The 24794-nt window shown below is 59.4% G+C and carries 20 protein-coding genes; 7 read left to right on the forward strand and 13 right to left on the reverse strand.

Translation table 11 applies throughout. From position 1 onward, the window contains the following. Positions 1-21 precede the first annotated feature (21 nt). From GWQ29_RS13515 to arcB, 5 genes are all read right to left on the reverse strand, one after another. Complete coding sequence (locus GWQ29_RS13515; protein ID WP_058393629.1) at positions 22-1233, reverse strand: EAL domain-containing response regulator; 1212 nt, start codon at positions 1231-1233, stop codon at positions 22-24. Beyond that, complete coding sequence (locus GWQ29_RS13520; protein ID WP_275919630.1) at positions 1214-5494, reverse strand: transporter substrate-binding domain-containing protein; 4281 nt, start codon at positions 5492-5494, stop codon at positions 1214-1216. Before GWQ29_RS13520 ends, GWQ29_RS13515 begins: the two co-directional genes overlap by 20 nt. A gap of 147 nt (positions 5495-5641) precedes the next feature. Continuing rightward, entirely contained in the window at positions 5642-5845 is a 204-nt protein-coding gene (locus GWQ29_RS13525) for a hypothetical protein (protein ID WP_005311635.1), read from the reverse strand. 322 nt (positions 5846-6167) lie between these two features. Continuing rightward, positions 6168-7532 carry a dGTPase gene (gene dgt / locus GWQ29_RS13530; RefSeq protein WP_256687476.1) on the reverse strand — a complete coding sequence of 455 codons (1365 nt, stop codon included), beginning with the start codon at positions 7530-7532 and terminating at the stop codon, positions 6168-6170. A 55-nt stretch (positions 7533-7587) separates the two neighbouring features. After that, positions 7588-9900 (reverse strand): aerobic respiration two-component sensor histidine kinase ArcB, encoded by a 2313-nt coding sequence (gene arcB, locus GWQ29_RS13535; protein ID WP_005311630.1) that lies wholly within the window; start codon positions 9898-9900, stop codon positions 7588-7590. 207 nt (positions 9901-10107) lie between these two features. Here arcB and GWQ29_RS13540 point away from each other — a divergent pair, with 207 nt between their 5' ends. Beyond that, positions 10108-11106, forward strand: a complete 999-nt coding sequence (locus GWQ29_RS13540) for a DUF2860 family protein (RefSeq protein ID WP_034283655.1) — start codon at positions 10108-10110, stop codon at positions 11104-11106. A 69-nt stretch (positions 11107-11175) separates the two neighbouring features. Here GWQ29_RS13540 and GWQ29_RS13545 read toward each other — a convergent pair whose 3' ends face one another. From GWQ29_RS13545 to GWQ29_RS13560, 4 genes are all read right to left on the reverse strand, one after another. Continuing rightward, positions 11176-11874 carry a DUF3334 family protein gene (locus GWQ29_RS13545; RefSeq protein ID WP_005311626.1) on the reverse strand — a complete coding sequence of 233 codons (699 nt, stop codon included), beginning with the start codon at positions 11872-11874 and terminating at the stop codon, positions 11176-11178. 98 nt (positions 11875-11972) lie between these two features. Next, positions 11973-12410 (reverse strand): HIT domain-containing protein, encoded by a 438-nt coding sequence (locus GWQ29_RS13550; protein WP_169046723.1) that lies wholly within the window; start codon positions 12408-12410, stop codon positions 11973-11975. 71 nt (positions 12411-12481) lie between these two features. Continuing rightward, positions 12482-13114 (reverse strand): DUF2057 domain-containing protein, encoded by a 633-nt coding sequence (locus GWQ29_RS13555; protein ID WP_275919631.1) that lies wholly within the window; start codon positions 13112-13114, stop codon positions 12482-12484. A 71-nt stretch (positions 13115-13185) separates the two neighbouring features. Next, positions 13186-14085 (reverse strand): LysR family transcriptional regulator, encoded by a 900-nt coding sequence (locus GWQ29_RS13560; RefSeq protein WP_275919632.1) that lies wholly within the window; start codon positions 14083-14085, stop codon positions 13186-13188. Between the two features lie 97 nt (positions 14086-14182). On the opposite strand from GWQ29_RS13560, the gene GWQ29_RS13565 reads away from it, so the two are divergent. Next, a complete protein-coding gene (locus GWQ29_RS13565) occupies positions 14183-14785 on the forward strand; it encodes a short chain dehydrogenase (RefSeq protein ID WP_096120109.1) in 603 nt (200 codons plus the stop codon). A 131-nt stretch (positions 14786-14916) separates the two neighbouring features. Here GWQ29_RS13565 and GWQ29_RS13570 read toward each other — a convergent pair whose 3' ends face one another. The 3 genes from GWQ29_RS13570 to dapA all read right to left on the reverse strand — a co-directional run bounded on the left by GWQ29_RS13570 (position 14917) and on the right by dapA (position 18168). Then, positions 14917-16020, reverse strand: a complete 1104-nt coding sequence (locus GWQ29_RS13570; RefSeq protein WP_005311616.1) for a phosphoribosylaminoimidazolesuccinocarboxamide synthase — start codon at positions 16018-16020, stop codon at positions 14917-14919. 143 nt (positions 16021-16163) lie between these two features. Then, positions 16164-17288 (reverse strand): outer membrane protein assembly factor BamC, encoded by a 1125-nt coding sequence (gene bamC, locus GWQ29_RS13575; protein WP_088814160.1) that lies wholly within the window; start codon positions 17286-17288, stop codon positions 16164-16166. Next, complete coding sequence (gene dapA / locus GWQ29_RS13580) at positions 17281-18168, reverse strand: 4-hydroxy-tetrahydrodipicolinate synthase (protein WP_275919633.1); 888 nt, start codon at positions 18166-18168, stop codon at positions 17281-17283. Before dapA ends, bamC begins: the two co-directional genes overlap by 8 nt. A 267-nt stretch (positions 18169-18435) precedes the next feature. On the opposite strand from dapA, the gene GWQ29_RS13585 reads away from it, so the two are divergent. The 3 genes from GWQ29_RS13585 (at position 18436) to GWQ29_RS13595 (ending at position 20399) form a co-directional block, all read left to right on the forward strand. Then, positions 18436-18969: an ACT domain-containing protein gene (locus GWQ29_RS13585; RefSeq protein ID WP_265422608.1), complete on the forward strand. Its 534-nt coding sequence runs from the start codon at positions 18436-18438 to the stop codon at positions 18967-18969. Positions 18970-18991: 22 nt separating this feature from the next. Then, positions 18992-19456 (forward strand): thioredoxin-dependent thiol peroxidase, encoded by a 465-nt coding sequence (gene bcp / locus GWQ29_RS13590; RefSeq protein ID WP_059113126.1) that lies wholly within the window; start codon positions 18992-18994, stop codon positions 19454-19456. A gap of 442 nt (positions 19457-19898) precedes the next feature. Next, positions 19899-20399, forward strand: a complete 501-nt coding sequence (locus GWQ29_RS13595; protein ID WP_017412149.1) for a YfbU family protein — start codon at positions 19899-19901, stop codon at positions 20397-20399. A 60-nt stretch (positions 20400-20459) separates the two neighbouring features. Here the strand turns inward: GWQ29_RS13595 and yfbV are convergent, their stop codons facing one another. Beyond that, complete coding sequence (gene yfbV / locus GWQ29_RS13600; protein ID WP_275919634.1) at positions 20460-20900, reverse strand: terminus macrodomain insulation protein YfbV; 441 nt, start codon at positions 20898-20900, stop codon at positions 20460-20462. Positions 20901-21202: 302 nt separating this feature from the next. Between yfbV and GWQ29_RS13605 the strand changes: the two genes are divergently transcribed. Together GWQ29_RS13605 and pta are read left to right on the forward strand one after the other, a co-directional pair. Further along, entirely contained in the window at positions 21203-22405 is a 1203-nt protein-coding gene (locus GWQ29_RS13605) for an acetate kinase (protein ID WP_265463217.1), read from the forward strand. Between the two features lie 70 nt (positions 22406-22475). After that, the gene (gene pta / locus GWQ29_RS13610) at positions 22476-24629 is read left to right on the forward strand and encodes a phosphate acetyltransferase (RefSeq protein ID WP_042467240.1); all 2154 of its coding nucleotides are present in this window, start codon (positions 22476-22478) and stop codon (positions 24627-24629) included. The last annotated feature ends 165 nt before the right edge of the window (positions 24630-24794 follow it).

A 24794-nucleotide genomic window follows, 5' to 3' on the forward strand; every position in this document is an offset into this window, starting at 1 on the left:
TGCGGGCATGCCGCCTGGCGATCAGTCCCCGATCAGGCCGGGTAACCGTTCGCGCCAGGTGTCGTGCCACCCCATCAATTCATCCCGCGGCATGGGCCGGGCGGAGAAGAAGCCCTGACACACGTCGCACCCCAATCTGGCCAGCAGCCGCCAGGTCAATTCATCCTCTACCCCTTCGGCGACCGACTTGAGTCCCAACTTGCGGGCCAGTTCGATACTTGACTCTATTATGGCCAAGCGGGAGGGGTCCTCATAGCAGCGATCGACGAAAGAGCGATCCAGTTTGAGCTCGGTGAAGGGCAGCAGCGCCAGCTGCTGCATGGAGGAGTAGCCGGTCCCGAAATCATCGATAGAGAGGCCAAAGCCATGCATCCGCAGCCGGGTCAGCACTTCCAGCGACTTGCCCAGATCCTTGACGAAGGAGCTTTCGGTCACCTCCAGGGTGATGAGCTCGGGGTTGATGCTCCAGCGCTGGCACTGGTTGATCAGGGTATTGCAGAGATCCCCCTCGATGAGGGAGGTGGTTGAGAGGTTCATCGACAGATTGAGGGAGAGACCTGTCTGCTCCCACAGGTGACCGTCACGCAACGACTTGCTGATGATCACCTCGGTCAGTTGATCGATGAGGCCGTTGTTCTCCGCCAGGGGAATGAAGCGCACCGGCGAGATGAGGCCGTAGTCCGGGTGCTGCCAACGGGCAAGCGCCTCCATGCCGACCCAGTGCCCCGAGCCAAAACTCACCTTGGGCTGATACCAGGGCAGCAGTTGATCCTGCTCCAATGCCCGGCTCAGCTCATCCAGCGTCAGGCTGTGGCCATCTTCCTCCTGGGCCCGCTCCTGCTGTGGGCGCCAGGCGCCGATCAACTGGCTGATCTGCTGCTGGCTGGAGGGCTTTTCGATGCGCCCAAGCACCTGCAGGCCATAGGCGGCACTCATCCGCAATACGGCCTCGACCACGTCATCTTCCAGTGCACTGGAAAGGATGATACCGCCACGAAAGCCCCCGAGGGAGAGACGGCGCAGCAACGCCATGCCATCCATGCCGGGCATGCGCAGATCGCAAAACAGAATGTCGACCTGATGGCGCTGACACATTGCCAGTGCCTCCACGCCATCCTGAGCCTCCAGCAGTGAGGTATAACCGAGCCCACGGATCTGGTGCATCAGTGCCTTGCGCTGAAACGCGTGGTCTTCCACCACCATGATCGCCAACTCATGCTGTGTCTTGTTCATCGAGCCATAGTCCAATTTCGCGTGTTATAGAGTTCATCAGCGCCTGTACTGTCTGGCTCAACTCGGTGAGTTCTTCCAGCTGTTTCAGTCGGGCCGCCGCTTCGAGTCGGGCAGCTTCCTCTGCCAATGGTAGCTGTCCTACCATGCGGGCAGCCCCCTTGATGCGGTGCGCAGTCTCTACCAGAGCATACGTATCCTGACGGGCCAATGCCTGCATCATGTCATCACTATCCTGGCGGTTGGAATCCAGATACTCCCGCGCCATGCTGCGGGCCACCGCCTCATCGCCAAACAGCGAGATCCAGCATGCCCCCAGATCCGCAGCGGGTTCAGCAGGCGCCGGTATCACCTCGGCGACCGGTGCAGCGACCGGCAACCAGTCCTCCAGCATCTGGCGCAAGGTATCCAGGGTGTAAGGCTTGAACAGCATGTCGTTCATGCCGGCCTCCTGCATCTGCAGACTGGCTTCTTCTGACGTATCCGCCGTGACGCCAATGATGGGCGCCTGTTCCCCCTGCCCTCGCAGGGTCCGCGTCAGGGTATATCCATCCATCACCGGCATGTGGCAATCGGTGAGCAGCAAGGCAAAATCTTGCCCCTGCCAGGTGCGCAGCGCCTTCTCGCCATCATCCACCACCTCGGCATCCACCCCCAGAATGGCGAGCTGACGGGCCAGCAGGGCACGGTTGATGGGATGATCATCGGCCACCAGCACGCGTCCTTGCAACTTGGCCGTATGGGCCTCGACCGGATTGATCGCTTTCTCTCCCAGCAGCTGATGGCAGGTTTCCAGCAACAGATCCGGATAGAGCGGGGATTGCCCCAAGCGCCACCAGGCATCCGATCCCATGCGTCCGCGCAGTGCCTCCAGCGGGGAGAGCACTATGCCCTTGAGCGCGGATTGCTGTAAACGTGTCAGCCAATCGCTGCCCAGGGCCTGTTCCAGCCAGCCCTCCTCCGCGAACAGCAAGCCACTAAGTGGCTGTTGCCACTGCTGAGGATCCAGACGATTCAGCCTGGCCCCCAGCCGCTGCATGGCAGACTGCAAGGCGGCATCCTCGCCAAACAGCCACCATTCCTGACCCGCCAGCGCAGGTGCATCCCATCGACTCTCGGTCAACGGAAAGCTGAACGTCAGGAGGGTTCCCTGGCCGGGCTTGCTCTCAAGGGCCAGGCTGCCTCCCATTTTCTGGGCCAGCTGATGACAGATGGCCAGCCCCAGCCCTGTGCCGCCAAAGCGTCGATTTATGTCGGATTCCACCTGCTCGAATGGGGTAAACAGGCGATCCTGCTTCGCTTCGGCAATGCCGATACCGGTATCACTGACGGCGATGAGCAGTTGCTCAGCGCGATAACTGACCTGAATGCGGATCTCCCCCCGCTCGGTGAACTTGACCGCATTGTTGAGCAGATTGGAGAGCACCTGTCCCACCCGCACAGCATCGATACGCGCCTGGTCCGGCACGTCTGGCGCCCAATCCAGTGTCACTTTGAGCCCCTTGCCATGGGCCAGGGTGGCATGACCACGGATCACGTCACAGATCACGGAGGCAAGACGGCAGGCTTGATAATGCAGTTGCAGCTGGCCCGCCTCTATCTTGGAAAAGTCGAGCACATCGTTGACCAGATAGAGCAAGTTGTTGGTTGAGGTGATGACGTTGCGCAGCATGTAACGCTGATCTTCATTCAATTCGCTCAACTGCAGCAGCTCCAGCATGCCGTGCATGCCGGAGATGGGGGTTCTGAGTTCGTGGCTCATGGTGGCGAGGAAACGGCTGCGCACCTGCATCGCCTGCTCCGCATAGGCGCGCGCCTCCCTCAGCTCATGCTCCTGACGCTTGAGGGCCGTAATGTCCTGGATCACGCCGTTGAGGATCAGATTCCCCTCTTCCTGCGGCACGAAACTGCCGCGCACCTGCAGGTAGCGATCCCCCTCAGGGCGCTCTACCTTTACCTCCAGGTCGAGCGGTGCCAGTGTCTCGGCGTGGTTGGCGACCTTGCTGACAAAATCCTGCAGCGCCTCTTCGGTAAAGCCGAACACCTCGCCCCCTGACTCCGCTGACAGCATCTCCTGCTGGCTGGCCCCCAGGATCTCGTTCGCCCCTTGCGAGGCATAGAGGAAGCGCCCCTGGCCCGGCCCCTGCCACAGGTACTGATATACAATACCTGGCATGCTGTCGGTGATCTGGGTGAGCCGGGTCTCCGCCTTGCGGGCCCGTGCCTCGGCTTCCTTGATACGGGTCACATCGGTGAGCACCGTCAGTACACCCAGCATATCGCCGCTCGGTGAGCGGTAGGGGCGCTTGGCATAGATGACGTGAAACAGGGTGCCATCCTGGCGGCGACTGTAACCAGCCCCTTCCAGCTGCTTGCCGCTGTGCCACACATCCTGCTCCTCTTTGAGCACCCGCTCACGCTCCTGGGGCGGCATGCCGTCAAGATCGATACACTCATCGCCCACGCAGGCACCAAGGAAAGCATCCCGATAAGCCTGGTTGCACAGCGTGATGCTCTGCTCCCGGTCACGCAGTGCCACCATGTTGGGCAGGGAGTTGAGCAGGGTCTGCACAAAGGTCAGCTGCTCGTTCAATTTGCGCTCGGCCAGCTGGCGCTGGACTATCTGGCGACGCAGCGTGCGGTTCCAGCCCATGAACAACAGCACGCAGAGCAGGAAGGCCCCCATACCGAAAGAGGACCAGAGCAGCACGGTCGCCGGGTTGATGCCGGTCTGGATGGTGAGGGAGAGCCACTTCTGTTCCAGCCTCGACAACTCGTCAGGCCGGATGGAGAGCAGCACCTTGGTCAGGATCTGCTGCAACATGGGATCTTGCTGATGGGCCGCCATGGCGATGGGCACTCGCAACTCGTTGCCGGAGAAGACCACCTGATAGCGGTTGTTGAACCCTTTCTGCAACGCCAGTTGCAGCGTCGTCATGCTCATCAGCACATAATCGACCTCATTCTGATCGAGCAGGGGAAGCAACTGGGTGTCACTGCTGACCGTCACCGGATAGGCTCCCACCTCCTTGAGCACCAGCTCCTCCACAGAACCACCGACTATGCCGACCTTGCGCCCTTTGAGCTGATTGAGATCCTCAAGCTCGGCCACCCCCTGTCTGGCCGCGATCACTCTATGGATGAAGGCGTACTCAGGGGTAAACAGAGAGAATTGGCGGCGCTCGGGCGTCGGCGTCATGGCCGGAATGAAATCCAGTTTGCGCGCCTGGAACAGCGCCTGGGTTTCGGTCCAGCTGCTGGTCGGTACCAGAGTGAACTTGAGACCGGACCGGGTGCTCATCACCTTGAGCAGGTCGGCGATGAACCCCTTGAGCTGACCCGCACTGTCGATCTCGCTCACCGCTGGCCAGTCGGGTGCAACGCCGAACTTGAGCGAGGGATGCAAGGCCAGCCAATTGAGCTCGCTCTGGTTGAAGACAATCTGGCGAGGGCCATGGGCCAGTTCATAGTCGACTATGCCCCCCGTCTCCAGAATGCGGCGCCGATCCTCAAGGGGGATGTCGTTGAGCGCCAGCTCCAGCAGTGCCAGTAGTCCCTGATTATTGGGTCCCACTGCCATGGCCAGCGAGGTATCCGTCACCCAGTCCGGGGTGATCACTTTCAGGCCGGCCTGCTGCTGCAGGCGTTGCAAGCGTACCAGGGCAGGTAGATCGGCCAGATAGGCGTCTGCCAACCCTTTTTTCACCATGAAGACGGCCTCGTCACTGCTGTCTGCCTGCGCCAGCTGGTCCATGCCCAGCTTCTCAAGGTCCTCACAGGAGCTGAATCCCTGTTCACACACCCAGCGTAATTGACGAGCCGCCGCCAGGGAGAGGGTGTCGTTCCCCTTCGCCAACAGCACACCGCGGGGCAGACCCATGAGATCCGAGGTAAACCGCATTTTCTGTTGCCGCGAGGCACTGGGGGTCACGCCGATCAGCATGTCGACCTCGCCATCAAGCAGAGCTTGCTGGGCACCAGCGTAGTAGGGATAGGTCTTGTAGCGCAGCGTCAGTCCAAGCCGACCTGCAACCAGAGAGGCAAAATCATCCAGCGGACCACTGAACCCCCCCCGGCTATTGGCATAGACGTAAGGGGGCCAGGCCACAGAGGGCATGCCGACAACCAGATCGCTGCGCGAGGCGAGCCACAGGCGCTCAGACAGCCCCAGCCGGTCCTTGTCCAGACTGGTTTGCGCTAAAGCCAAATGGCCCCAGCAGGCAAGCCAGCACAGCAGAAAGGCGCGATAGCAAAGACGCAACATGGATAACTCCTGAACAGATCGGAGAGCGATAATAGGGATTTTGGCAAAATGTGCGAATGAAAATTCGTAATCAAACTCAACCGGATACAAAAATGGCAGGCCCAAGCCTGCCATTTTCTTGCAAGAAGGGGGCCAAGCCCCTTCTTATCAGGTTATTCGATTCCCAAGTCGGAAGCCGGTTTGATATTCCTGCTCACGGATGTGGGCGATCTGCACATTTTGCCCTTCCAGGCCGATATCTTTCAGCAAGGCAGGTGAGAGGTGCAGGTAGCTGATGCGGCGCTCCAGCCGGGTGATCCGTTTCTGAACCAGGGATTCGACAGTGCGCAGCAGAGCCAGTTCGATAGACATGATATTCTCCAGTTGAACGTGCGGTTCTCCCGGAGAGAAGAGATCACCCTGCGGGACAACCGCGGGTGATAAAAAGACAGGGGTTACCTGTTTCCTCCACGCGGTAAAAAAAGAGCACGAGTCTTCGCGCTGCCAATGCAGCGATCGGACGCAACGTTTAGCATTGAATGTTGCATATTCGTCTCCTTACCAAGTGAAAGTTGAACAAGTTGCCACAGTCTAAAAAAAGACCGAATTTTATACAATAACCTCACCCCCATATGGGTGGTGAGTCATCTATCAATGCCTGCACGCGTTCATTCCTGCCCTTCTCGCGGGCGTATCAGATCCCGGACAGCAAGCGGAACTCTTCCAGCGCATAGGTATCCGTCATGCCGCTGACATAGTCGAGCAGCAGCCGCACCCTGTAGTACCACTCCTGCTCTGCACCGCTGTCGAAACGGGGATCCCTGTTGGCCACGGCCAGCCGGTATGCCTTGAGATGACGGGCCGACAAGCGGTGAAACAGGCGACGGGCGAAGAAGAGCTCGCTGCCCCCCTGCCCGGCCAGCAGGCGCTCGAATTGACTGGCGGGCAATGCCAGCAGGCAGGCATAGGTAGAGAGCACACCGCGCAAGGCGGCATAGCCTTCGAGCTCCAGCGCCTCGACCTCGGGGCGCATGAAAACCTGCTCGCGAGCCACCTGCTTGAGAGTGTCGAGCACCATGGCTGCCGGAGCCTGACCGTGCAGCAGCGCCTGGGGATAGGCACCGCTCAATATGATCTCGTGCTCGCTCACATAGGTGTGGGCGGCCAGCGCGATCAAGTCGTGAGTCAGATGCTGGCGAAAATGGGGGAAGAAGCCTCTGTCCGAGGCGGTGGCATCCGCCAGCAGTCCGGCCATGTAGCTGCCTTCATCGGCCAGACGCAGCGCCTGTTGCAGCTCGCTCAGGCTGAGAATGCGTCTGTCCACCGCATCTTCGAGATCGGCGATGCAGTAAGAGATGTCGTCAGCCGCCTCCATGATGTAGACCAGCGGGTGGCGGCAACCAGGTGCCAGCCCCAGGCTCTGGCTCAGGGAACGGTAGAGGGGTTGCTCACTGAAGAAGATGCCCCGCTTGCTGGTCCAGCCGTGATGCTGGCCGTAATGAAGTCCCGGTAGGGGTTGCTGCGGATACTTGCACAGGGCGGCCAGCTGCCCCAGGGTCAGGTTCAGCTCATGCAGACTGTGCACCAGCCGCAGGCTCTGGGCATTGCCGTCAAACACCAGCAGATCCTGGCGCAGCTCAGCCCACTGCGGACTGGGCGTCTGGCCAAGGGCTGCAGCGAACAGGGTATCCAGCTCCTGTGTCAGCCACTGGCTCATCACCTGCTCGCCAAAATGACCGAACGGCGGATTGCCGACATCGTGCAGCAGGCAGGACATCTCCACCAGATTGATGAAGGCCCCCTCGCACACCGAGCCCGCGGGCAGCGCCGCCAGAATGCGGCGGCTGATCTGACGGCCTGTCTCCTGCACCTCCAGCGAGTGGGTCAGACGGCTGCGTACCGAGGCCTTCACATCGAGCGGGAAAACCTGGGTCTTCTGTTGCAGCCGGCGCACCGGCGCCGCCTGTACGATGCGGGCACGATCCAGCTCGGTCGCCTCAAGCAAGTCTTCCTCACCCCAGGGGTGACTGCGCAGTGACGGGATCAGGCGCTGATACATATTATTCATCTCCTTCTGTGCCTGAAGCGGCAACGTAATGAGGCGGCAGACAGGCTCAGGAGAGCAGCCAGCGCTTCAGCCGGGCTATGTCACCTGGGCACTCGCGGCGCAGCGACTCTATCCAGTCCTCCACGTTCTCCCACCAGGCGGGGTGATCCGGACTCTGGATCAGCTGGGCCAGCTGTTGCAGCCGGCGCAGACCGATGGAACCGGCCGCGCCCTTGATCTTGTGCGCCTCTTCCACCACGCCAGCCTGATCTTTGGCAATCATGTTGGAGTCGAGCACAGCCATGTAGTCCGGCATCATTTTCTCGAACAGTTCGACGCTGGAGAGCAGCACCGGCTTGCCCACCGTATCGGCGTAATCGGTGAGGAAGGCCAGGTCAAGCAGCGCATCCTGATTGCCTGCATCGGCTTGCTCGTCGGCCTCATCGTCGGCCAGATCCGCAAACAGGTGACCAATCACTTCGCGCACCGCCCGGGAGCCCAGCGGCTTGCTGATCACATCCTGCAGGCCGCGATCCCGATAATACTGGCGATCGCCGGTGGCATTGGCAGTGAGCGCCACCATGGGTGGCAAACTGTCGCCATAGCGTGCCAGCAACTGGGCCGCCACATCGAAGCCGGTCATGTCCGGCAGCTGAATGTCGAGCAGGATCAGGTCAAAGTCATCGGGATTGGCCATGGCCAGCGCCTGGGCGCCGTCCCGGGCCACCTTGACCTCATGCCCCAACTTGTTGAGCAGGGCGCAGGCCACTGTCACGTTCAGCTCCACGTCCTCCACCAGCAGGATGTCGAGGGTCGGCATCTCCTGTTCGGAAGTGGCCACCTGAGGTTCGACGCAGTCCACTTCCAGCTCGGCGGTGAAGCAGGATCCTTCACCCGGGTCGCTGTCCACATAGAGCTGACCACCCATGGCCTGCACCAGCTGGCGGGAGACGGCCAGACCTATGCCGGTGCCGGTGGCGTGCTTCTTGCCTTGCACCTGATAGTACATGGCAAAAATTTTCTCCTGCTGGGCGCGAGGTATGCCGACACCGGTATCCTCCACCTCGAAGTGCAATGCCAACTTGCCCGGCACATCGGCCGCGTGGGAGAGGCAACGTACCGTCACGCCGCCCTCATCGGTAAACTTGACCGCATTGCCCACCAGATTCCACAGTACCTGGCGCAGGCGGGTGCCATCGGCCATCACGAACTGCGGCATGTCGCCATCCCGATCGAAATGCAGATAAAGCCCCTTCTGCTCCGCCTGGATGCGCGACAGCGTCTCCAGCTCGTCCAGGAAGGCGGGCAGGTCGATGGGGGTCGGCGCTATCTCCAACCGGCGCCGGTCCAGCTTGTCCAGATCGATGATGTCATTGAAGATATTGCCCAGGGTCACGGCACTCAGGTGGATGGTCTTGAGCTGCTGATGCTGCCGGGGATCGAGGGGAGTATCCATCAGCATGCGACTGAGGCCCACTATGCCGTTGAGCGGCGTGCGCAGCTCATGGCTGATGGTGGAGATGAACGTGGTCTTGTCGCGGCTCGCCTTCTCCAGCTTGTCCTGATATTGCTTGCGCTCTGTAATGTCGCGGCCAAAGCCGAGCAGACCGAGCCGTTTGCCAAAGCGATCGAAGAAAGGCACCTTGCGCAGCTCGAAGTAGGCCTTGCGACCATCCGGGTATTCCAGCCACTGCTCATAGGTGAGCGGCTCGTTGCTGGTAAAGACCTGTTTGTCGGTCTCCACCACCTTGTTGGCAATCTCCTGCTTGTAGACATCGAACGGGGTCAGCCCGATGAGCTCGGCCTCCACCCGGCCGGTCAGCTCCTCCATGGCGCGATTGCAGCCGGAGAACTGCTCGTCTTCATTGCGGTAGTAGACCAGATCGGGGGAGCAGTCGATGAAGGAGCGCAGCAAGGCGGTACGCTCGCCCAGGTGCAACTGGGCTTTTTCGCGCTGGAACACCTCGTTCTCCAGATCCTCGATCGCTTGCTGGCGCAGTGTCTCGGCCCGGTTGGTTTCGGCAATCTGGGCGTTGAGGCGGCTGATGTTCTCCTGCAGCTGGCTGTTGAGTTCCAGATCCCGTTCGCGCATGTCTTGCAGCTTGCGCACCATGCGGGTCAGTCGCTGGCGGGAATCTTCCAGCTGATCCACGACGATGGAGAGAAAATAGACGGCCCAAGGGGTCACCAGCAGGCCGAAGAAAACGGAGCGCACCAGGTCGACTATGTCCACGGTGCCGCGCAGAAACAGGGTTACCCCCATCTGGATGGAGACGGCCAGCACTATGATGCCCGTCGCCAGGAACATGCTGAAGCGCACCAGACCCAGCTTGGTCATCAGATCGACGTAATATTGCGCCCAGGATTTTATTTGTTTCATCTTGTTGTTTTCTCCCCGATATTCGCCGAACAGAATACCAGCACGGCGCGCCGAACTCTTGTGCCGTCACGCTATTAATTATTGATTAACGCCATCTGCCAACTGGGATAGCATGCGTTGGTGGACTCAGTCAGCCGCAGTTCAGCTTGCTGTCCTATCATCCCGAGCCATTTCATCCAACAGCTTGTTATTTCAGGAGTCTTACCGATGCGCACTCTCACCCTGCTGAGTCTTGGCCTGCTGGCAGCCAATGCCGCACACGCCGATCTGGGGGAGATCCCCAAGCAGTCCGGCTGGTCCGGTTTCCTGCTCGGCGGGGTCAACGCCGTCAGCTACAAGTCCAACTTCTATGCAGGCGATGACAGCAACAGCCGCATCAATGACCTCGGCTCTCCCGACAGTGAAAGCGGTCTGACTCCCCTCATCAACGCCGACATCCGCTACACCTTTGCCGACACCCGTACCCAGGTGTTTCTCGGCAACCTGATCCAGGATGCGATCCGCTTCGACTTCACCCAGCAGCTGGGTCTGCGCCAAGAGATGGGCGACAAGGGAATCGTCGCCACCTCCCTGGTGTTCAACGCCATGCCGGTCGAGCTGTGGAGCGATCCCTTCGCCACCAATGTGGATCGCAGCTCCACCGATGTGAAATCAAAAGGAGTTCGCTTCACCTGGGACAAGATCTGGGGCAGCAACTTCCATGGCAGCCTCACCAGCCGGGAAGTGGATCTGGATGAAGAGCGCAGTGGGCAGCAGTATGACCTGACCCACGGCACCCACTATGCCTCCATGCTGGATCGCAACGGCAAGGTGCACGACATGGAGATCTCCTATCAGTGGCACTTTGGCGGCAACCAGCTGCTGGAGCCCGCGATCCTGTACAAGCAAGCCAGGCTTGATGGCAGCGCCGAGAGCTTCAAGAACACGGGTCTGCAGCTGACCTACGCCAAGCGTGGTCCCCAGTGGTCCATCGTCAGCAACGTCTATGCTGGCAAGCGCAACTATGACGAGGCGAATCCCATCTTCGGACAGAGTGCCGATGCAAACGAGTTTGCCATCAACGGTACCTTCTTCTGGCACAGTCTGTTCGGCGTCAAGGATCTCGCCGCCACCTTTACCGCGGCCTACTCCACCGCCAACTCCGACATCAGCTTCTACGACAGTCAGGCCACTCGCGTCAGCACCGGCCTGCTCTACAACTTCTAAACCGGTCCATCCCAGCAACAACAAGGCCACCCCATGGGGTGGCCTTGGCATTTGTGCACTGGGCTGACGTCAGATACCGAGCGAATCGAGCAGATCGTCGTGCTCATTGGCCACCTTGGCGGCAACCGGCGTTGGCTTGGATGCCGCCAGCTTGGTCTGGGCGATCAGCGCATCCGGATCCAGCTCCTCTTCATCCATGCCATCACTGTGAATGCGGATGAACTCTGTCCTGTCCATCGCCAGCTCCAGATAGAAGATGTTGTTGCGGGAAGTGAAGAAGGTAACCCGGCGCGCTTCCGGATTGTCGAGGTTGGTGTCAACGCTCAGCATCACCTGCTTGTTCAGCGCCAGCATTTTCGGCTGGTTCTGGGTAATGTGAGTCTGCAGATCACGGCCCACCTTGACGGTGAAACTGCCGACGATCTGGTTCATCAACTCGCCCATGACGTTGCTCACCTCGTCCGAAGTGTGGGAGATGGCGAGATCTTCCTTGGAGAGGCCCATGCTGAGCATGTAGCTCTCGTACAGCTCCATGGCCGCAGAGGCGGAGAAGTTGATCACGACCAGGCCGGAGAAACCACCGTCGAACAGCACGAAACAGCCGATATCCGGCTTGAGGCAGGTCTTGCTGATGCGCTGCACCATGCCGGAGAAACGTACCTGACTCTGGGTCGCCGCACTCAATACCCCCGTGACCGAATGGCACAGACTCAGCAACACATCCTCTGTGGTCAATACGGCGTCGTTGTCGGCTCTTGTCACTATCATGGGACCTTCCTGAACATCGAAAATGGGCTTATCTATACCATAACTCTAACAGATAGCGCGGCTTGAGCTCTGAAATAGCGAGCCGCCTCTCACTTGACTCAATTATCAACGCAAAGCGGGATGAAACCGGCCAGATGGGCAAGCCGGGCACGCCAGCTATCGGCTTGGGTCCGCAAGGCCTGCGGGTCATATGACAAAGCGGGGTGAGCCCCCCAGATGGGGCCGGGCCAGGCTTTGTCCGTGGTGAAGCGGGCGACATGGTGCAGATGCAGTTGCGGCACCAGATTGCCCAGCGCCCCGATGTTGATTTTGTCCGGGCTGAGGGCCTGTTCCATCAGGGTGGCGACGGCGCAGGACTCCTGCATCAGCTGTTGCTGCTGAGCGGGCGCCAGATGGTGGATCTCGCGCAAGTTGTCTACCCGTGGCACCAGGATGAGCCAGGGATACTGGCTGTCTTTGGCGAGCAGGACACGGCAAAGCGGCAGATCCCCGAGCAGCTGGGTATCCGCCTGCAGGCGAGTGTGCAATTCAAACATGAAGACCTCGTTGGATAAGGTGGGCGCAATGCACGATGAGAGCCCCCACGTTACTGCAACGGGCTGCAAACTTAAAGTCGCGGCACGGCCCAGCCGACGAAGCGCTTGCGAAGCTCCGGGTCCGCCTGCAAGAAAAGTTGCTGCAACCGCCCCTCCAGCTCGCTGGTTGCCACAGCAGGCACAGCCTTGCCCGCTGCCACTGTGGTTGCCGCTCCGGCCATCGTCAACGCTGCCTTGCCACCGCTGCGGTTGTACTCCTCGAGCCGGGCTCGCCAGTCCATACCGATCAGCATGCCGCTGGTCATCAGTGCATCCTGCTGAGTGGCGAGCGCCTGACCACTGGCCTGCAGCGTCACAACTGGCGCCTTGGCATAGGCCACCATCGCCTGCTCATCGGCTGGCTGTTGGGCCACCAGTGTCAAGCGCTGGTTGCTGGCCTGATAGCGCACCACCTGGGGTTCGGATCGCACCTGCCGATCGTTCTCGCTGCTATTGCGACTCGGGACCCCCCCCTCATACCGCACCAGCAACTGCTGCTCTCCATCCGCCAGGGTGGCGTGCTGCTCATCTTGCAGCTTGCCCGCACTGACCGCCAGGATCTGGAAATCCGGTGGGACCACCACCTCGACGGCGGCCTGCGCCGTACTCATGCCCAGCGCCGACCAAAGCAGTGTCAAACCACTCCACTTCTGATAACTCTTCATGCTCGCTCATCTTCCTGATCGCTACGATGGGCGCAGGGTAGCAGCCGAAGATGACAGAAAAATAACGCCGGTCAGAGCAAGTAGCAGGGCCGCTCGGCAAACCACTGGGCCAGCACCTGCTTGAACAGCCGGATCTTGCGTGGCACCCGCCGCTGCTGGGCGTGCAGCACATGGAGCTGATGCAGACCGCTCTGCCACCCGTCGAGCACGGTCACCAGCTCTCCCGCGGCCAGCGCGGGCTCCACCAGCATCAGAGGGCACTTGGCATAGCCCATGCCGGCGCGGGCCAGTTGCAGTACGGTACTGTAGTGATTGGCCCGCACCTTGCCTTGCACCAGAATGTGGGCCTCTTCCTCTCCTCTGCGAAAGTGCCACTGCTCCCAGGCGGGGTTACTCCCCTGCAACAGGCAGGGGCGGCTACTCAGCTCATAGGGGGTGGCAGGAATCCCTTCCCGCACCAGCAGAGCGGGGCTTGCCACCACCACGTCCTTGAGCTGACCGAGTGGCAACGCCACCAGGTTGTCGGGGATGCTGCTCATGGCACGCAGGGCTATGTCGTTCTCCCCTTGGCTCATGTCGACCATGACATTGGTGAAGTTGAGTTCGACCTCGACACCCGGGCAGAGCACTGCAAAATGGCCAAGCAGCTCGCTCACCATGCGATCCCCTGTGCTGACCGCACAGGTAAAGCGCAAGCGGCCAGCATCCTCCTCGGTCAGTGCCTGGATATCCTCTTCCGCCTGCCGGACTAGCGCGAAAATCTGCCCCGTCTGCAAATAGAGGGTCTTGCCCGCCTCGGTGAGGCTGAGCCGGCGGGTAGTGCGCTGCAACAACTGGGCATTGAGAGCGGCTTCCAGGGCGCTGACATGGCGGCTCAGCATCCCCTTGCTCACCCCCAGCACATCGGCAGCGGCAGAGAAGCTGCCTCGCTGCACCACCTCGTAAAAGCTGGCCAGATGGGCGATATCCATCATTAGCTCCAATATGGAAACAATGAGTTTATTTTACGCGCTTTTTCCCCCGTTTCATCGCGCTAGAATCGACTTATCCCAACCAGGAGTGAAACAGATGAAGATTGTGATTGTGGGTGCCTCCGGCACCGTCGGCTCTGCGGTCAGTGAACTGCTTGCCAAGGACCATCAGGTGATCCGTGTCGGTCACAGTCGCGGCGATGCCACTGTTGATATGCGTGACCCCGCCTCCATCAAGGCGCTGTTTGCCCAGGTGGGCCAGTTCGATGCGCTGGTCGTCGCCAGCGGCAGCGTGGCCTTCAACGGCCTGACCGAGATGACCGACGAGCAGTGGCAAGTGGGGCTCCAGAGCAAGCTGATGGGCCAGATCAACCTGACCCGCGCCGCCATTCCCTATCTGAATGACAAGGGCTCCATCACCCTGATCAGCGGCATTCTGAGCGAGGAACCCATCAACTGGGGAGTCAGTGCGACCACCATCAATGGCGCTATCGAGCACTTTGTGAAGGCCGCCGCCTGCGAGCTGCCAAAGGGCTTGCGCATCAATGTGGTGAGCCCGACCGTGCTGACCGAGTCGATGGACAAATACGCCGATTTCTTCCCGGGCTTCGTGCCGGTGCCCGCCGCCAAAGTGGCACTGGCCTACCAGAAATCCGTGCTGGGCGTGCAGACCGGGCAGGTGTTCAAGGTCAACGGCTGATAGCCGCCGCCCTCTTGCCGCCAGACCAGCAATAAAAACGGGCCCCGCACTGGGGCCCGTCTGTTGGTCGGCGTGTGCCTTTTACCACCGGCAAACGTTTGTTTTTCGATGACAAAAAAAGGCGGCAACCCTTAGTCGATCAGACCGTACTGATCCCGCAGCACCTCGATGATCTCCTGCTTCGGATTGGCGGAGCGCACCAGCGGGTGACCGATGATCTTCTCGGCGATCCCGACGTAGGTGTTGGAGATATCCATCATCACCTCGGTCGGCAGCTTGTTGCCTTTGGCCAGGGCGAAACGTTCAGGCATGCGGTTCTTGTTGAGCAGTATGTCCGGATCCGGGAAGTGGTTGAGCAGCCACTGACGGAAACCCTCTTTGGACTTCTCGACGATCTGGCCATCGCGCAGGGCGGCGCCATCCCAGATGCGGGAGCTGTCGGGGGTGCCCACTTCATCCATATAGATGAGCTTCTCGTTGCCGGCCGCATCCTGCACATAGCCAAACTCGAACTTGGTGTCGACGAAGATCTGATCCAGCGAGGCCAGCGCATCGCTGATGACGTTGAAGCCCTCTTTGAGCAGCACTTCGTAGCGATCGATGTCAGCCGGTTTGCTGAAGTTGAAGCCTTGGTAGTGGCGTTCGATATCCGCACGGGAGACGTTGACGTCATCGGCTTCCGGCACACCATCCAGCCCGGTCAGCACACCCTTGGTGGAGGGGGTGATAAGGATCTCCGGCAACTTCTGATCCTTTTTGAGCCCTTCTGGCAGAGTAATACCGCAGAACTCACGCTCGCCATCCTTGTAGGCACGCCACATGGAACCAGTGATGTACTGGCGGGCGATCGCTTCGATCATCACGGGGCGGGCTTTTTGCACGATCCAGACGAAGGGGTGCGGAATATCCAGGATGTGGCTGTCGGCCAGTCCCTTCTCCTTGAACAGCTTGAACCAGTGGCTGGAGATGGCGTTGAGCGCAGCTCCTTTGCCCGGTACGCCATTCAGCCCGTCGACACCTTGCCAGATGCAGTCGAAGGCCGAGATGCGGTCGCTGATCACCATAAGGGCGAGCGGCGCATCGGCAGGCACATCATAGCCTTTCTCTTTTATGAGCCGGGCACTGTCTTCGGGGGTCAACCAGTAGACGCTGCGCACTTTGCCGGAATGGACAGGTTTATCGGTACGGATCGGCAAATCGTCATTCACCGCCAATACTTGATCTGCAAGACTCATGGCTAATAACACTTCCTGTTTGTGGGAGGAATAAAACAGGGGCACCAGGCCCCTGTTTCTGGGGGGTTAACATATCAAGCGCATCAGACCCTGTATTTACAGGGGGATTAACCTAACAAAACAGGGGCACTAGGCCCCTGTTTCTATTCTGTTTTTGCTGCCTGGTCAGCCAAGCCCTTGGCAAAGGCCTCGGACAGGCTGATGTACATCTGGGAGATGACGCCGGACGCCACTGGCTTCTTGTCCTTGTCGAACAGGGTAATGGAGGTCTTGCCCCCCGCCATCTCGCCCAATTGGAAGCGATACTTCTCCTCTTCCAGCTTGAACGGCTCGCCACCCTTGGCTTTCCAGAAATCGCTGCCCGGTTCGTCGTATTCGACGTCGATCCAGCCCAGGGACTGCTGGGTATCCTTGATGGTGAAACCATAGGCCGGCAGCACCTGATTGAGGCGACGCCAGACCAGATCAAAGGAACCGTCTGCAATCCAGGCACTCAGCTCGTTGTTGTCCAGACCCAGCTGCAAGCCCATGCCATCGTTGGCCTTGTGCTGCTCGCGGGACTTGAGCTGCTTGTCGTAATAGAGGGAAAACTGGTTCAAGGCGCGGGTCGCGTAGCGCTGGGCATCGGCTGGCGTCAACACATTGGTGGTCTCGCCATCAATGGTCTCTTCGTGATCCAGCACCCGCACCGACATGTTGACGGCATGACGCTGGGCATCGTTGCGCACTGTGAACTGGTAACGCTGGCGGATGTTGAAATCATCATCCTCTTCACTCCAGCCATCGAGGGCCTTGGTGTTGTCAAACCAGCCGGTCTGCAAGACGCCAGCCTGCTGATCCAGCTTCTCTGTGGTCACCTTGTACTGGGCCAGGAAGTTCATCAGGAAGGCCCAGGTATCGCGCTCCACACTCTGATTGGTACTCAGGGCATAGAAGGCCACTGTGGGTTCGCTGGCATTGGGAACGACCTGACTGCCCGGTACCACTGTCAGCAGCTGGGCTGGCGGACGCACGTCAATCTTGGCGCCAAGAGCACCGTCACGGCTGCTCTCTGGCAACGCCGGGATGTCGAAATTGCTGTTAAAGGCGGGGGTACTCAACCCGGACGGCACCAGAAACGCACGACCTTCAAGGCGGGCATCCTCGTACTCGAAACCACGGTTGGCCATCTTGCGATCCTGGGGTGAACTACAGGCTGCCAACACGGCAACGGTCGCTACACTCAGCACCAGGCGCACTGCATTTCCCTTTCCATTTGCTTTAAACACTCGCCATCAACTCCGCAGTCGTCAGTGCTCGCGTCATCGCTTGTTCGCCCTCAGGGGTGAGGTCGGTGAGCGGCAGACGCAAGGTCGCCGTCGCAATCAATCCCAGTCGGGCGCAGGCCCACTTCACCGGGATGGGACTCGGTTCGCAGAACAGAGTCTGATGCAACGGCATCAATCGATTGTTGATGTCATGCGCCTGCCCGGCATCACCGGCCAGCGCAGCACGACACATGTCGGCCATCTGGGCCGCTGCAATATTAGTGGTGACCGAAATGACTCCGTCTCCCCCTTGCAGCATAAAATCACATCCACTGGCATCATCGCCACTATAAAGCGCGAATTCCTCTCCGCACAGCTCACGCAGCAGCGGAGTACGGCTCAGATCCCCGGTGGCCTCTTTCAGACCTATGATGCCGGGTACCCTGGCTAACCGGGCTACCGTCTCCGGTTTGAGATCGCAACAGGTGCGACCGGGCACATTATAAAGAATTTGGGGCAGACCACTAGCCTCGGCGATCGCACAATAGTGACGATAGAGGCCTTCTTGGGTGGGTTTGTTGTAATAAGGGGTAACCGAGAGACCCGCCACCACGCCCGTTTCGGCGAATCGTTTGGCAAGGGCGATGGCATGAGCGGTATTGTTGGATCCGCAACCGGCGATAATGGGAATGCGTCCGGCGGCCAGTTCCACGGTTTTTTCCACGACGGCGATGTGCTCCTGCTCGCTCAGGGTCACCGATTCCCCTGTGGTGCCGACCGCAACGATGGCGGCTGTGCCCGCGCTGACATGATAATCGACCAAGGTGGCCAGACTGGCCCAGTCGACTTCACCTGAAGCCAGCATGGGGGTAACGAGCGCAACAAGACTACCGCGTAACATGGATATTTCTCCCGATTTTCAGGGGCGTTATGGTAAAGCTGCCCCCTTGGAAAAACAAGGGAGGCAGGGGGCAAGCCATGATACCATCCGGCACAAAACCCTGTGCGCGAGCGCAACAGCATGCGCCAAATCGTGGTCGTGAGCACCACAGGCAGGGCTCGCCGCAACAACATTCTCAACAAGGTTGTCATGTCAGAGTGCAGAGAGTCGCCAGAGCGCTCCCGCTCTACTCACATTCACAACCAGCTAATGGACGAGAGAAGATTTATGACTCACTACCTGGTCGTAACGGCCATAGGCACGGACAGGCATGGCATCGTCAATGAAGTCACTCGCCACGTCAGTGGGTGTGGCTGCAACATTGTCGATAGCCGTCTTGGTATCTTCGGTAATGAATTCACCTTCATCATGCTGCTGTCCGGTGACTGGAACAGCCTGATGCAACTAGAGATAAGCCTGCCCCTGCGCAGCCAGGAGTGGGAGCTCATCACCATGATGAAGCGCACCGAGCGTCACCATTCGCTGCAATACGACATCAGCGCCAACGCCGAGATCCTGATCCGGGATCAGCCTGGCATCGTAAGCCAGTGCACCCAGTTCTTCAGCGACCACGGCTGGGACATCCAGGCCATGCAGACCATGACGCTGGAGCAACAGCCCTACAACCTGCTCAAGGCAAGCTTCCAGCTCAATCTGGCCAAGCAGGGAGAAGCAGCCGGTTCGGATACGGCCTTCGCCGGATTCTGTCGTGAACTGGGCGCCGAATCGTTCGAATTCATCGTCAACAACAAACACGCCTGACGACCAACCCCAAGGAGAATCCATGCAACCTTTATCCGCTGGCACCCTGGCCCCCGACTTTTCCCTGTCAGATCAGGATGGCAATCCGGTTCGTCTATCCGACCTGCGCGGCAAGAAAGTGCTCATTTATTTCTATCCCAAGGCGATGACCCCTGGCTGCACGACCCAGGCCTGCGGTCTGCGTGACGTCAATAGCGAGCTGGCCGCTCTCAACGTGGTGGTGCTCGGCATCAGCCCGGATCCGGCAAAGCGCCTGAAGAAGTTCGAGGAGCGCGACAGCCTCAACTTCCGCCTGCTGGCCGATGAAGATCACGCCGTCGCCGATGCTTTTGGCGTCTGGGGCCCGAAGAAGTTCATGGGCAAGGAGTATGACGGCATTCACCGTCTGAGCTTCCTCATCGATGAAGAGGGCAAGGTCGTCCACCGCTTCGACAAGTTCAAGACCAGCGACCACCATCAGGTGGTGCTCGACCTCATCAAGGGTTGAGCCCAAAGACATATAAAACGCACCATGCAAAAAGGGCCTGCAACTGCAGACCCTTCGCTTGTCTCGCTCGCCGGGCTCACAGTGTGATGATGGCATCACCTGATGAGTCAAGGCCGGGTCGCCATCTTGGCGGCCCCGTTTTCGTTGCCCCGTCTGCCAGGACCTGTGGCCACAGCGACGGAGTCATGTTTGTGATGGTCTGGCATGCACCTGTGTCGGGTGCCTTGGTGGCAAGTCATCCGGCACAAGCCAGATGACTCCTTTATTGTTACCAGCTCGCGCCGCCATGCAAGCACGCAACCGCTGCTTTTAATTAACCAGAAACCGCTCCGTTTTGATTTCCCGATCCGGCTTTCTCACCAACCTCCCCTGCCAGATCAAAAAATTCATCTGAGATATGGGTTAACGTGACCCCAGTTTCATTTTCCAGTGAGAAAAGCCCATGAACATGAGCCACACCGAACGCCTGATCCTGAGCAACCAGTACGAGATCCTGGCCAAACTCAATCCGGAGAAAGCGGCGTCTTACCAGCGGGCCAGCACCATCATAGCGCGCGGCTACTGCCTGCAGATCCTCGAACTGGAGAAGAGCTTCGGTCATCTGGATCTGGCCACCTGTCAGGAGGTGATCGACACCCTGGAACTGCACCATGCGCTGGCCATCTCCTGGGGCAATCTTGATGGAGCCGATCAGAGTGAAATCACCGCCAGCCGGCTGGAATTCAACGGCTACAGCCGCAGCCAGGAGCGGGAGCTGGCCGACTACGTCTGCTTCCTGCTGGAAGTGGACAAGCGTTTCCCCGAGCTCAAGTGCCCATGTGACGAGCTTTCGAGCGACATTGCCATGCGCGACAAGTACCAGCGCATGCTGACCGTATGGCGCCAGTGCCCCCGTCAATACAAGCTCTCCATCCAGGAGATCCGCAAAGTATTGGCAGCCTGATCGACATGGATGGAAAAGGCGCCTCTGGGCGCCTTTGTCTGATTGGAAAACCTTGTTCGCCTATTCGTAGAGAAAAGATTTGTCCAGCTGCTTGAAGGCGGCATTGAGGGTATCGGCCAGCTCTTCGTAACGGGGCTGGGCCACCAGTTGGCGATGACTGCCCTGCTCGTTCATCTTGCCGTTGATCTCGCGATACCAGCTGGCAAGGGAGGGAGGCAAACGGGTATCGGCACGCTGACCGAGCCAGTAGTAACCTTGCAGCGGCAGACTGAGCAGAAACAGCACTGAGGTCATGACGGAAGGCCAGTAGTGCAGCTCACCGAGCTGGAACTGCAGCATGACGCTGAGCACCGCCAGCGCCGGAATGATCTTGAGGGCGAATTCGGTGGCCCTGATCACCCGATTCTCCGGAAACATGGAATTAAGCTCGGGACGGCGGGGCCAAAGGGTCATATAATGACGGCCTTGCTGTAACTTAGTTCCAAAAATGTTCATGCTCATGCTACCTCCGAGCTTTTTTTGAACGTATTAACGGCAAAACCTCGACTATATTTGATGCGCAATAACAAAGGTTGAGGATGACTTTGTTATTTTTCAACAATCGAGTTATCCTTTGTACGCCCAATTTTTGCACCAACGGCCTGCCGTTGAGCTGTCAGGGACGTCTGGATTTCGGGTCTTGTATCACTATACAAGGGGCAAGCAACAGATTGCCAACCCTCATAAGGATAAGTTGAAAATTTTTGGACGCAACGCGTCCAACGCATCCTCCTACACAACCCAATCTGCGATAGGATTTATTCATGAGTAAGCTGGTTCTTGTACTTAACTGTGGCAGCTCGTCCCTGAAGTTTGCTGTCATTGACGCAACCACCGGTGATGACCTGTTGTCCGGCCTGGCCGAGTGTTTCAACCTCGACGACGCCCGCATCAAGTGGAAACTGAATGGCGAGAAAGGCAGTGCCGATCTGGGCGCTGGTGCCGCTCACCAGGAAGCGCTGGACTACATCGTCAACAAGATCCTGCCGCTCAATCCGGAACTGTCCCAGAATCTGATCGCCATTGGTCACCGTGTTGTTCACGGTGGTGAGCGCTTCACCTCCTCCGTTGTGATCTGTGATGACGTCATCGCCGGCATCGAAGCCGCCGTACCTTATGCACCGCTGCATAACCCGGCTCACCTGATCGGTATCCGTGAAGCACGTCGTATCTTCCCGGCTCTGGCCGACAAGAACGTGGCCGTGTTCGACACCGCCTTCCACCAGACCATGCCGGAAGAAGCCTTCCTGTACGCCCTGCCGTACAAACTCTACAAAGAGAACGGCATCCGTCGCTACGGCGCCCACGGCACCAGCCACTACTACATCAGCCTGGAAGCCGCCAAGCAGCTGAACAAGCCGGTTTCCGAGCTGAATATCATCAACTGCCACCTGGGCAACGGCGGTTCCGTCTGCGCCATCAAGAACGGCAAATCCGTTGATACCTCCATGGGTCTGACCCCGCTGGAAGGCCTGGTCATGGGTACCCGCTCCGGCGATCTGGATCCGGCCATCATCTTCTTCCTGCACGACAAGCTGGGCATGAGCGTGGCGGATATCAACACCATGCTGACCAAAGAGTCCGGCCTGCAGGGTCTGACCGAAGTGACTTCCGACTGCCGTTTCGTTGAAGACAACTACGACAGCAAAGAAGAAGCCAAGCGTGCCATGGATGTTTACTGCTATCGCCTGGCCAAGTACATCGGCGCCTACGCCGCCGCCATGGACGGTCGTCTGGATGCCGTGGTCTTCACCGGTGGTATCGGTGAAAACTCAGCTCCGATCCGTGAAATCACCCTGAACAAGCTGGGTCTGCTGGGCTTCAACGTCGATCACGACGCCAACCTGGCTGCCCGCTTCGGCAAGGGTGGTGAGATCACCAAGGCTGGTTCCACCAAGGCCCTGGTTATCCCGACCAACGAGGAGTGGGTCATTGCCCACGACGCGCTGGAACTGGTCGGCGCATAAATTCGCTGTAGAGCAAGGCCGCCCCAGGGCGGCCTTTTCCTGATCCCAAAAAATGAACAAGGGGTATTAAGTGGCACGCACTATTATGCTTATCCCGGTCGGCACTGGTGTCGGCGTAACTTCCGTGAGTCTTGGTGTTGTCCGCGCCATGGAACGTCACGGTGTCAATGTCAGCTTCTTCAAACCGGTCGCTCAGCCGCGTCCGGGTGAAACCGGTACCGAGCGTTCCACCGCCGTGATCCGCGCTGCTGCCAACATCAACCCGCCCGAGCCATTCGCCCTCTCCTACGCCGAGAACATGATCACCTCCAGCAACACCGACATCCTGCTGGAAGAGATAGTGGCTCGCTTTGAAGAGCACGTGAAGGCCAGCGGTGCCGAAGTGCTGGTCATCGAAGGCATGGTACCGACCGACAAGCAGCCGTTTGCCAATAAGCTGAACTATGACGTCGCCAAGGCGCTGGATGCCGACATGGTGTTCGTGACCCATCCGGGCAACGACTCCAGCCAGAAGCTCAAAGAGCGCATCGAGCTGGCCTGCTCCAACTTCGGTGGCGTCAACAACCCCCGTATCGTGGGTTGCGTCATCAACAAGGTAGGTGCTCCGGTTGACGAGCACGGCGTGACCCGCCCCGACCTGACCGAGATGTTCGAGGCGCACCACCACGCTTCTGAAGCGGCCCACAATCTGGAAGTGCTGCAAGTGTTCGGCAAGAGCCCGCTGCGCATCCTGGGTTGCATCCCCTGGAATACCCAGCTGATCGCCCCGCGCGCCAAGGATCTCGCCAAACATCTGGCCGCCAAGATCCTGCACAAGGGTGAGCTGGACAGCCGTCGCCTGCAAACCGTGACCTTCTGTGCCCGCTCCATCCACAACATGGTTGAGCACTTCCGTCCGGGCAGCCTGCTGGTGACCTCCGGCGACCGTTCCGACGTCATCGTCTCCGCCTGCCTCTCCGCCATGAACGGCGTCAAGCTGGGCGCACTGCTGCTGACCGGCAACTATCATCCCGAGCCGCAAGTGATGGCCCTGTGCCAACAGGCCATGGCCACCGGCCTGCCGATCATGATCACTGGCACCAACACCTGGCAGACCGCCGTCAGCCTGCAAAACTTCAACGTCGACATTCCGGAAGATGACCGCGAGCGTATCGAGCTGGTGCAGGACTATGTGGCTGGCCACATCGACAAGCACTGGATCGAGTCTCTCTCAGCCAAGTCTACCCGTTCCCGTCGTCTGAGCCCGCCGGCGTTCCGTTATCAGCTGACCGAGCTGGCCCGTCAGGCCAACAAGCGTGTCGTGCTGCCGGAAGGCGAAGAGCCGCGTACCATCAAGGCAGCTTCCATCTGTGCCGAGCGTGGCATCGCCCGTCCTGTGCTGCTGGGTAACCCGGAAGAGATCCGTCGCGTTGCAGAGCAGCAGGGTGTGGTGCTGACCGACCGTGTCGAGATCATCGACCCGCTGGAAGTGCGCGAGCGCTATGTGCCGCGTCTGGTCGAACTGCGCAAGAACAAGGGCATGACCGAAGTGGTTGCCCGCGAACAGCTGGAAGACAACGTGGTGCTGGGCACCATGATGCTGGAGCGTGGCGAAGTAGACGGTCTGGTATCCGGCGCGGTACACACCACCGCCAACACCATCCGTCCGCCGATGCAGATCATCAAGACTGCCCCGGGCTCTTCCCTGATCTCCTCCATCTTCTTCATGCTGCTGCCTGATCAGGTGCTGGTGTACGGTGACTGCGCCATCAACCCGGATCCGACTGCCGAGCAACTGGCCGAGATTGCCATCCAGTCCGCCGACTCCGCTGCCGCCTTCGGCATCGAGCCGCGCGTCGCCATGATCTCCTACTCTACCGGTACCTCTGGCGCCGGTGCCGATGTAGAGAAAGTGCGTGAAGCGACCGAGTTGGCCAAGGCCAAGCGTCCCGACCTCATCATCGACGGTCCGCTGCAATACGATGCGGCCATCATGGAGAACGTGGCCAAGTCCAAGGCCCCTAACTCACCGGTTGCAGGTAAAGCCACAGTGTTCGTCTTCCCGGATCTGAACACAGGCAACACCACCTACAAGGCGGTACAGCGCTCCGCTGATCTGGTCTCCATCGGCCCCATGCTGCAAGGCATGCGCAAGCCGGTCAACGACCTGTCCCGTGGCGCCCTGGTTGACGACATCGTCTACACCATCGCCCTGACCGGTATCCAGGCAGCTCAGGCCGAGTAATCGACCTTCAGCCAACCCTGTGAAAAACCCGCCGAGAGGCGGGTTTTTTTATAGTGGGCGGGCGACATGTTGATCCGCAAGATCAAATCAGGATCCTGACCGGATCACTATGCCTCTCTCCATGGCTTGTCTGGCAAGGCTGGCAGGATAAGCAAACACTCACAC

It is taken from the genome of Aeromonas sp. 2HA2, from assembly GCF_029237345.1.
In the GTDB taxonomy this organism is placed as follows: domain Bacteria; phylum Pseudomonadota; class Gammaproteobacteria; order Enterobacterales; family Aeromonadaceae; genus Aeromonas; species Aeromonas salmonicida.

What these genes read in the sequence shown, in the direction of transcription:
- GWQ29_RS13515 (WP_058393629.1), bottom strand. Translation starts at nt 1,233, where the DNA reads ATGAACAAGACACAGCATGAGTTGGCGATCATGGTGGTGGAAGACCAC.
- GWQ29_RS13540 (WP_034283655.1), top strand. Translation starts at nt 10,108, where the DNA reads ATGCGCACTCTCACCCTGCTGAGTCTTGGCCTGCTGGCAGCCAATGCC.
- GWQ29_RS13605 (WP_265463217.1), top strand. Translation starts at nt 21,203, where the DNA reads ATGAGTAAGCTGGTTCTTGTACTTAACTGTGGCAGCTCGTCCCTGAAG.
- arcB (WP_005311630.1), bottom strand. Translation starts at nt 9,900, where the DNA reads ATGAAACAAATAAAATCCTGGGCGCAATATTACGTCGATCTGATGACC.
- GWQ29_RS13525 (WP_005311635.1), bottom strand. Translation starts at nt 5,845, where the DNA reads ATGTCTATCGAACTGGCTCTGCTGCGCACTGTCGAATCCCTGGTTCAG.
- GWQ29_RS13570 (WP_005311616.1), bottom strand. Translation starts at nt 16,020, where the DNA reads ATGAGTCTTGCAGATCAAGTATTGGCGGTGAATGACGATTTGCCGATC.
- dapA (WP_275919633.1), bottom strand. Translation starts at nt 18,168, where the DNA reads ATGTTACGCGGTAGTCTTGTTGCGCTCGTTACCCCCATGCTGGCTTCA.
- GWQ29_RS13585 (WP_265422608.1), top strand. Translation starts at nt 18,436, where the DNA reads ATGACTCACTACCTGGTCGTAACGGCCATAGGCACGGACAGGCATGGC.
- bcp (WP_059113126.1), top strand. Translation starts at nt 18,992, where the DNA reads ATGCAACCTTTATCCGCTGGCACCCTGGCCCCCGACTTTTCCCTGTCA.
- GWQ29_RS13520 (WP_275919630.1), bottom strand. Translation starts at nt 5,494, where the DNA reads ATGTTGCGTCTTTGCTATCGCGCCTTTCTGCTGTGCTGGCTTGCCTGC.
- dgt (WP_256687476.1), bottom strand. Translation starts at nt 7,532, where the DNA reads ATGTATCAGCGCCTGATCCCGTCACTGCGCAGTCACCCCTGGGGTGAG.
- yfbV (WP_275919634.1), bottom strand. Translation starts at nt 20,900, where the DNA reads ATGAGCATGAACATTTTTGGAACTAAGTTACAGCAAGGCCGTCATTAT.
- GWQ29_RS13550 (WP_169046723.1), bottom strand. Translation starts at nt 12,410, where the DNA reads ATGTTTGAATTGCACACTCGCCTGCAGGCGGATACCCAGCTGCTCGGG.
- GWQ29_RS13555 (WP_275919631.1), bottom strand. Translation starts at nt 13,114, where the DNA reads ATGAAGAGTTATCAGAAGTGGAGTGGTTTGACACTGCTTTGGTCGGCG.
- GWQ29_RS13595 (WP_017412149.1), top strand. Translation starts at nt 19,899, where the DNA reads ATGAACATGAGCCACACCGAACGCCTGATCCTGAGCAACCAGTACGAG.
- GWQ29_RS13565 (WP_096120109.1), top strand. Translation starts at nt 14,183, where the DNA reads ATGAAGATTGTGATTGTGGGTGCCTCCGGCACCGTCGGCTCTGCGGTC.
- GWQ29_RS13560 (WP_275919632.1), bottom strand. Translation starts at nt 14,085, where the DNA reads ATGGATATCGCCCATCTGGCCAGCTTTTACGAGGTGGTGCAGCGAGGC.
- GWQ29_RS13545 (WP_005311626.1), bottom strand. Translation starts at nt 11,874, where the DNA reads ATGATAGTGACAAGAGCCGACAACGACGCCGTATTGACCACAGAGGAT.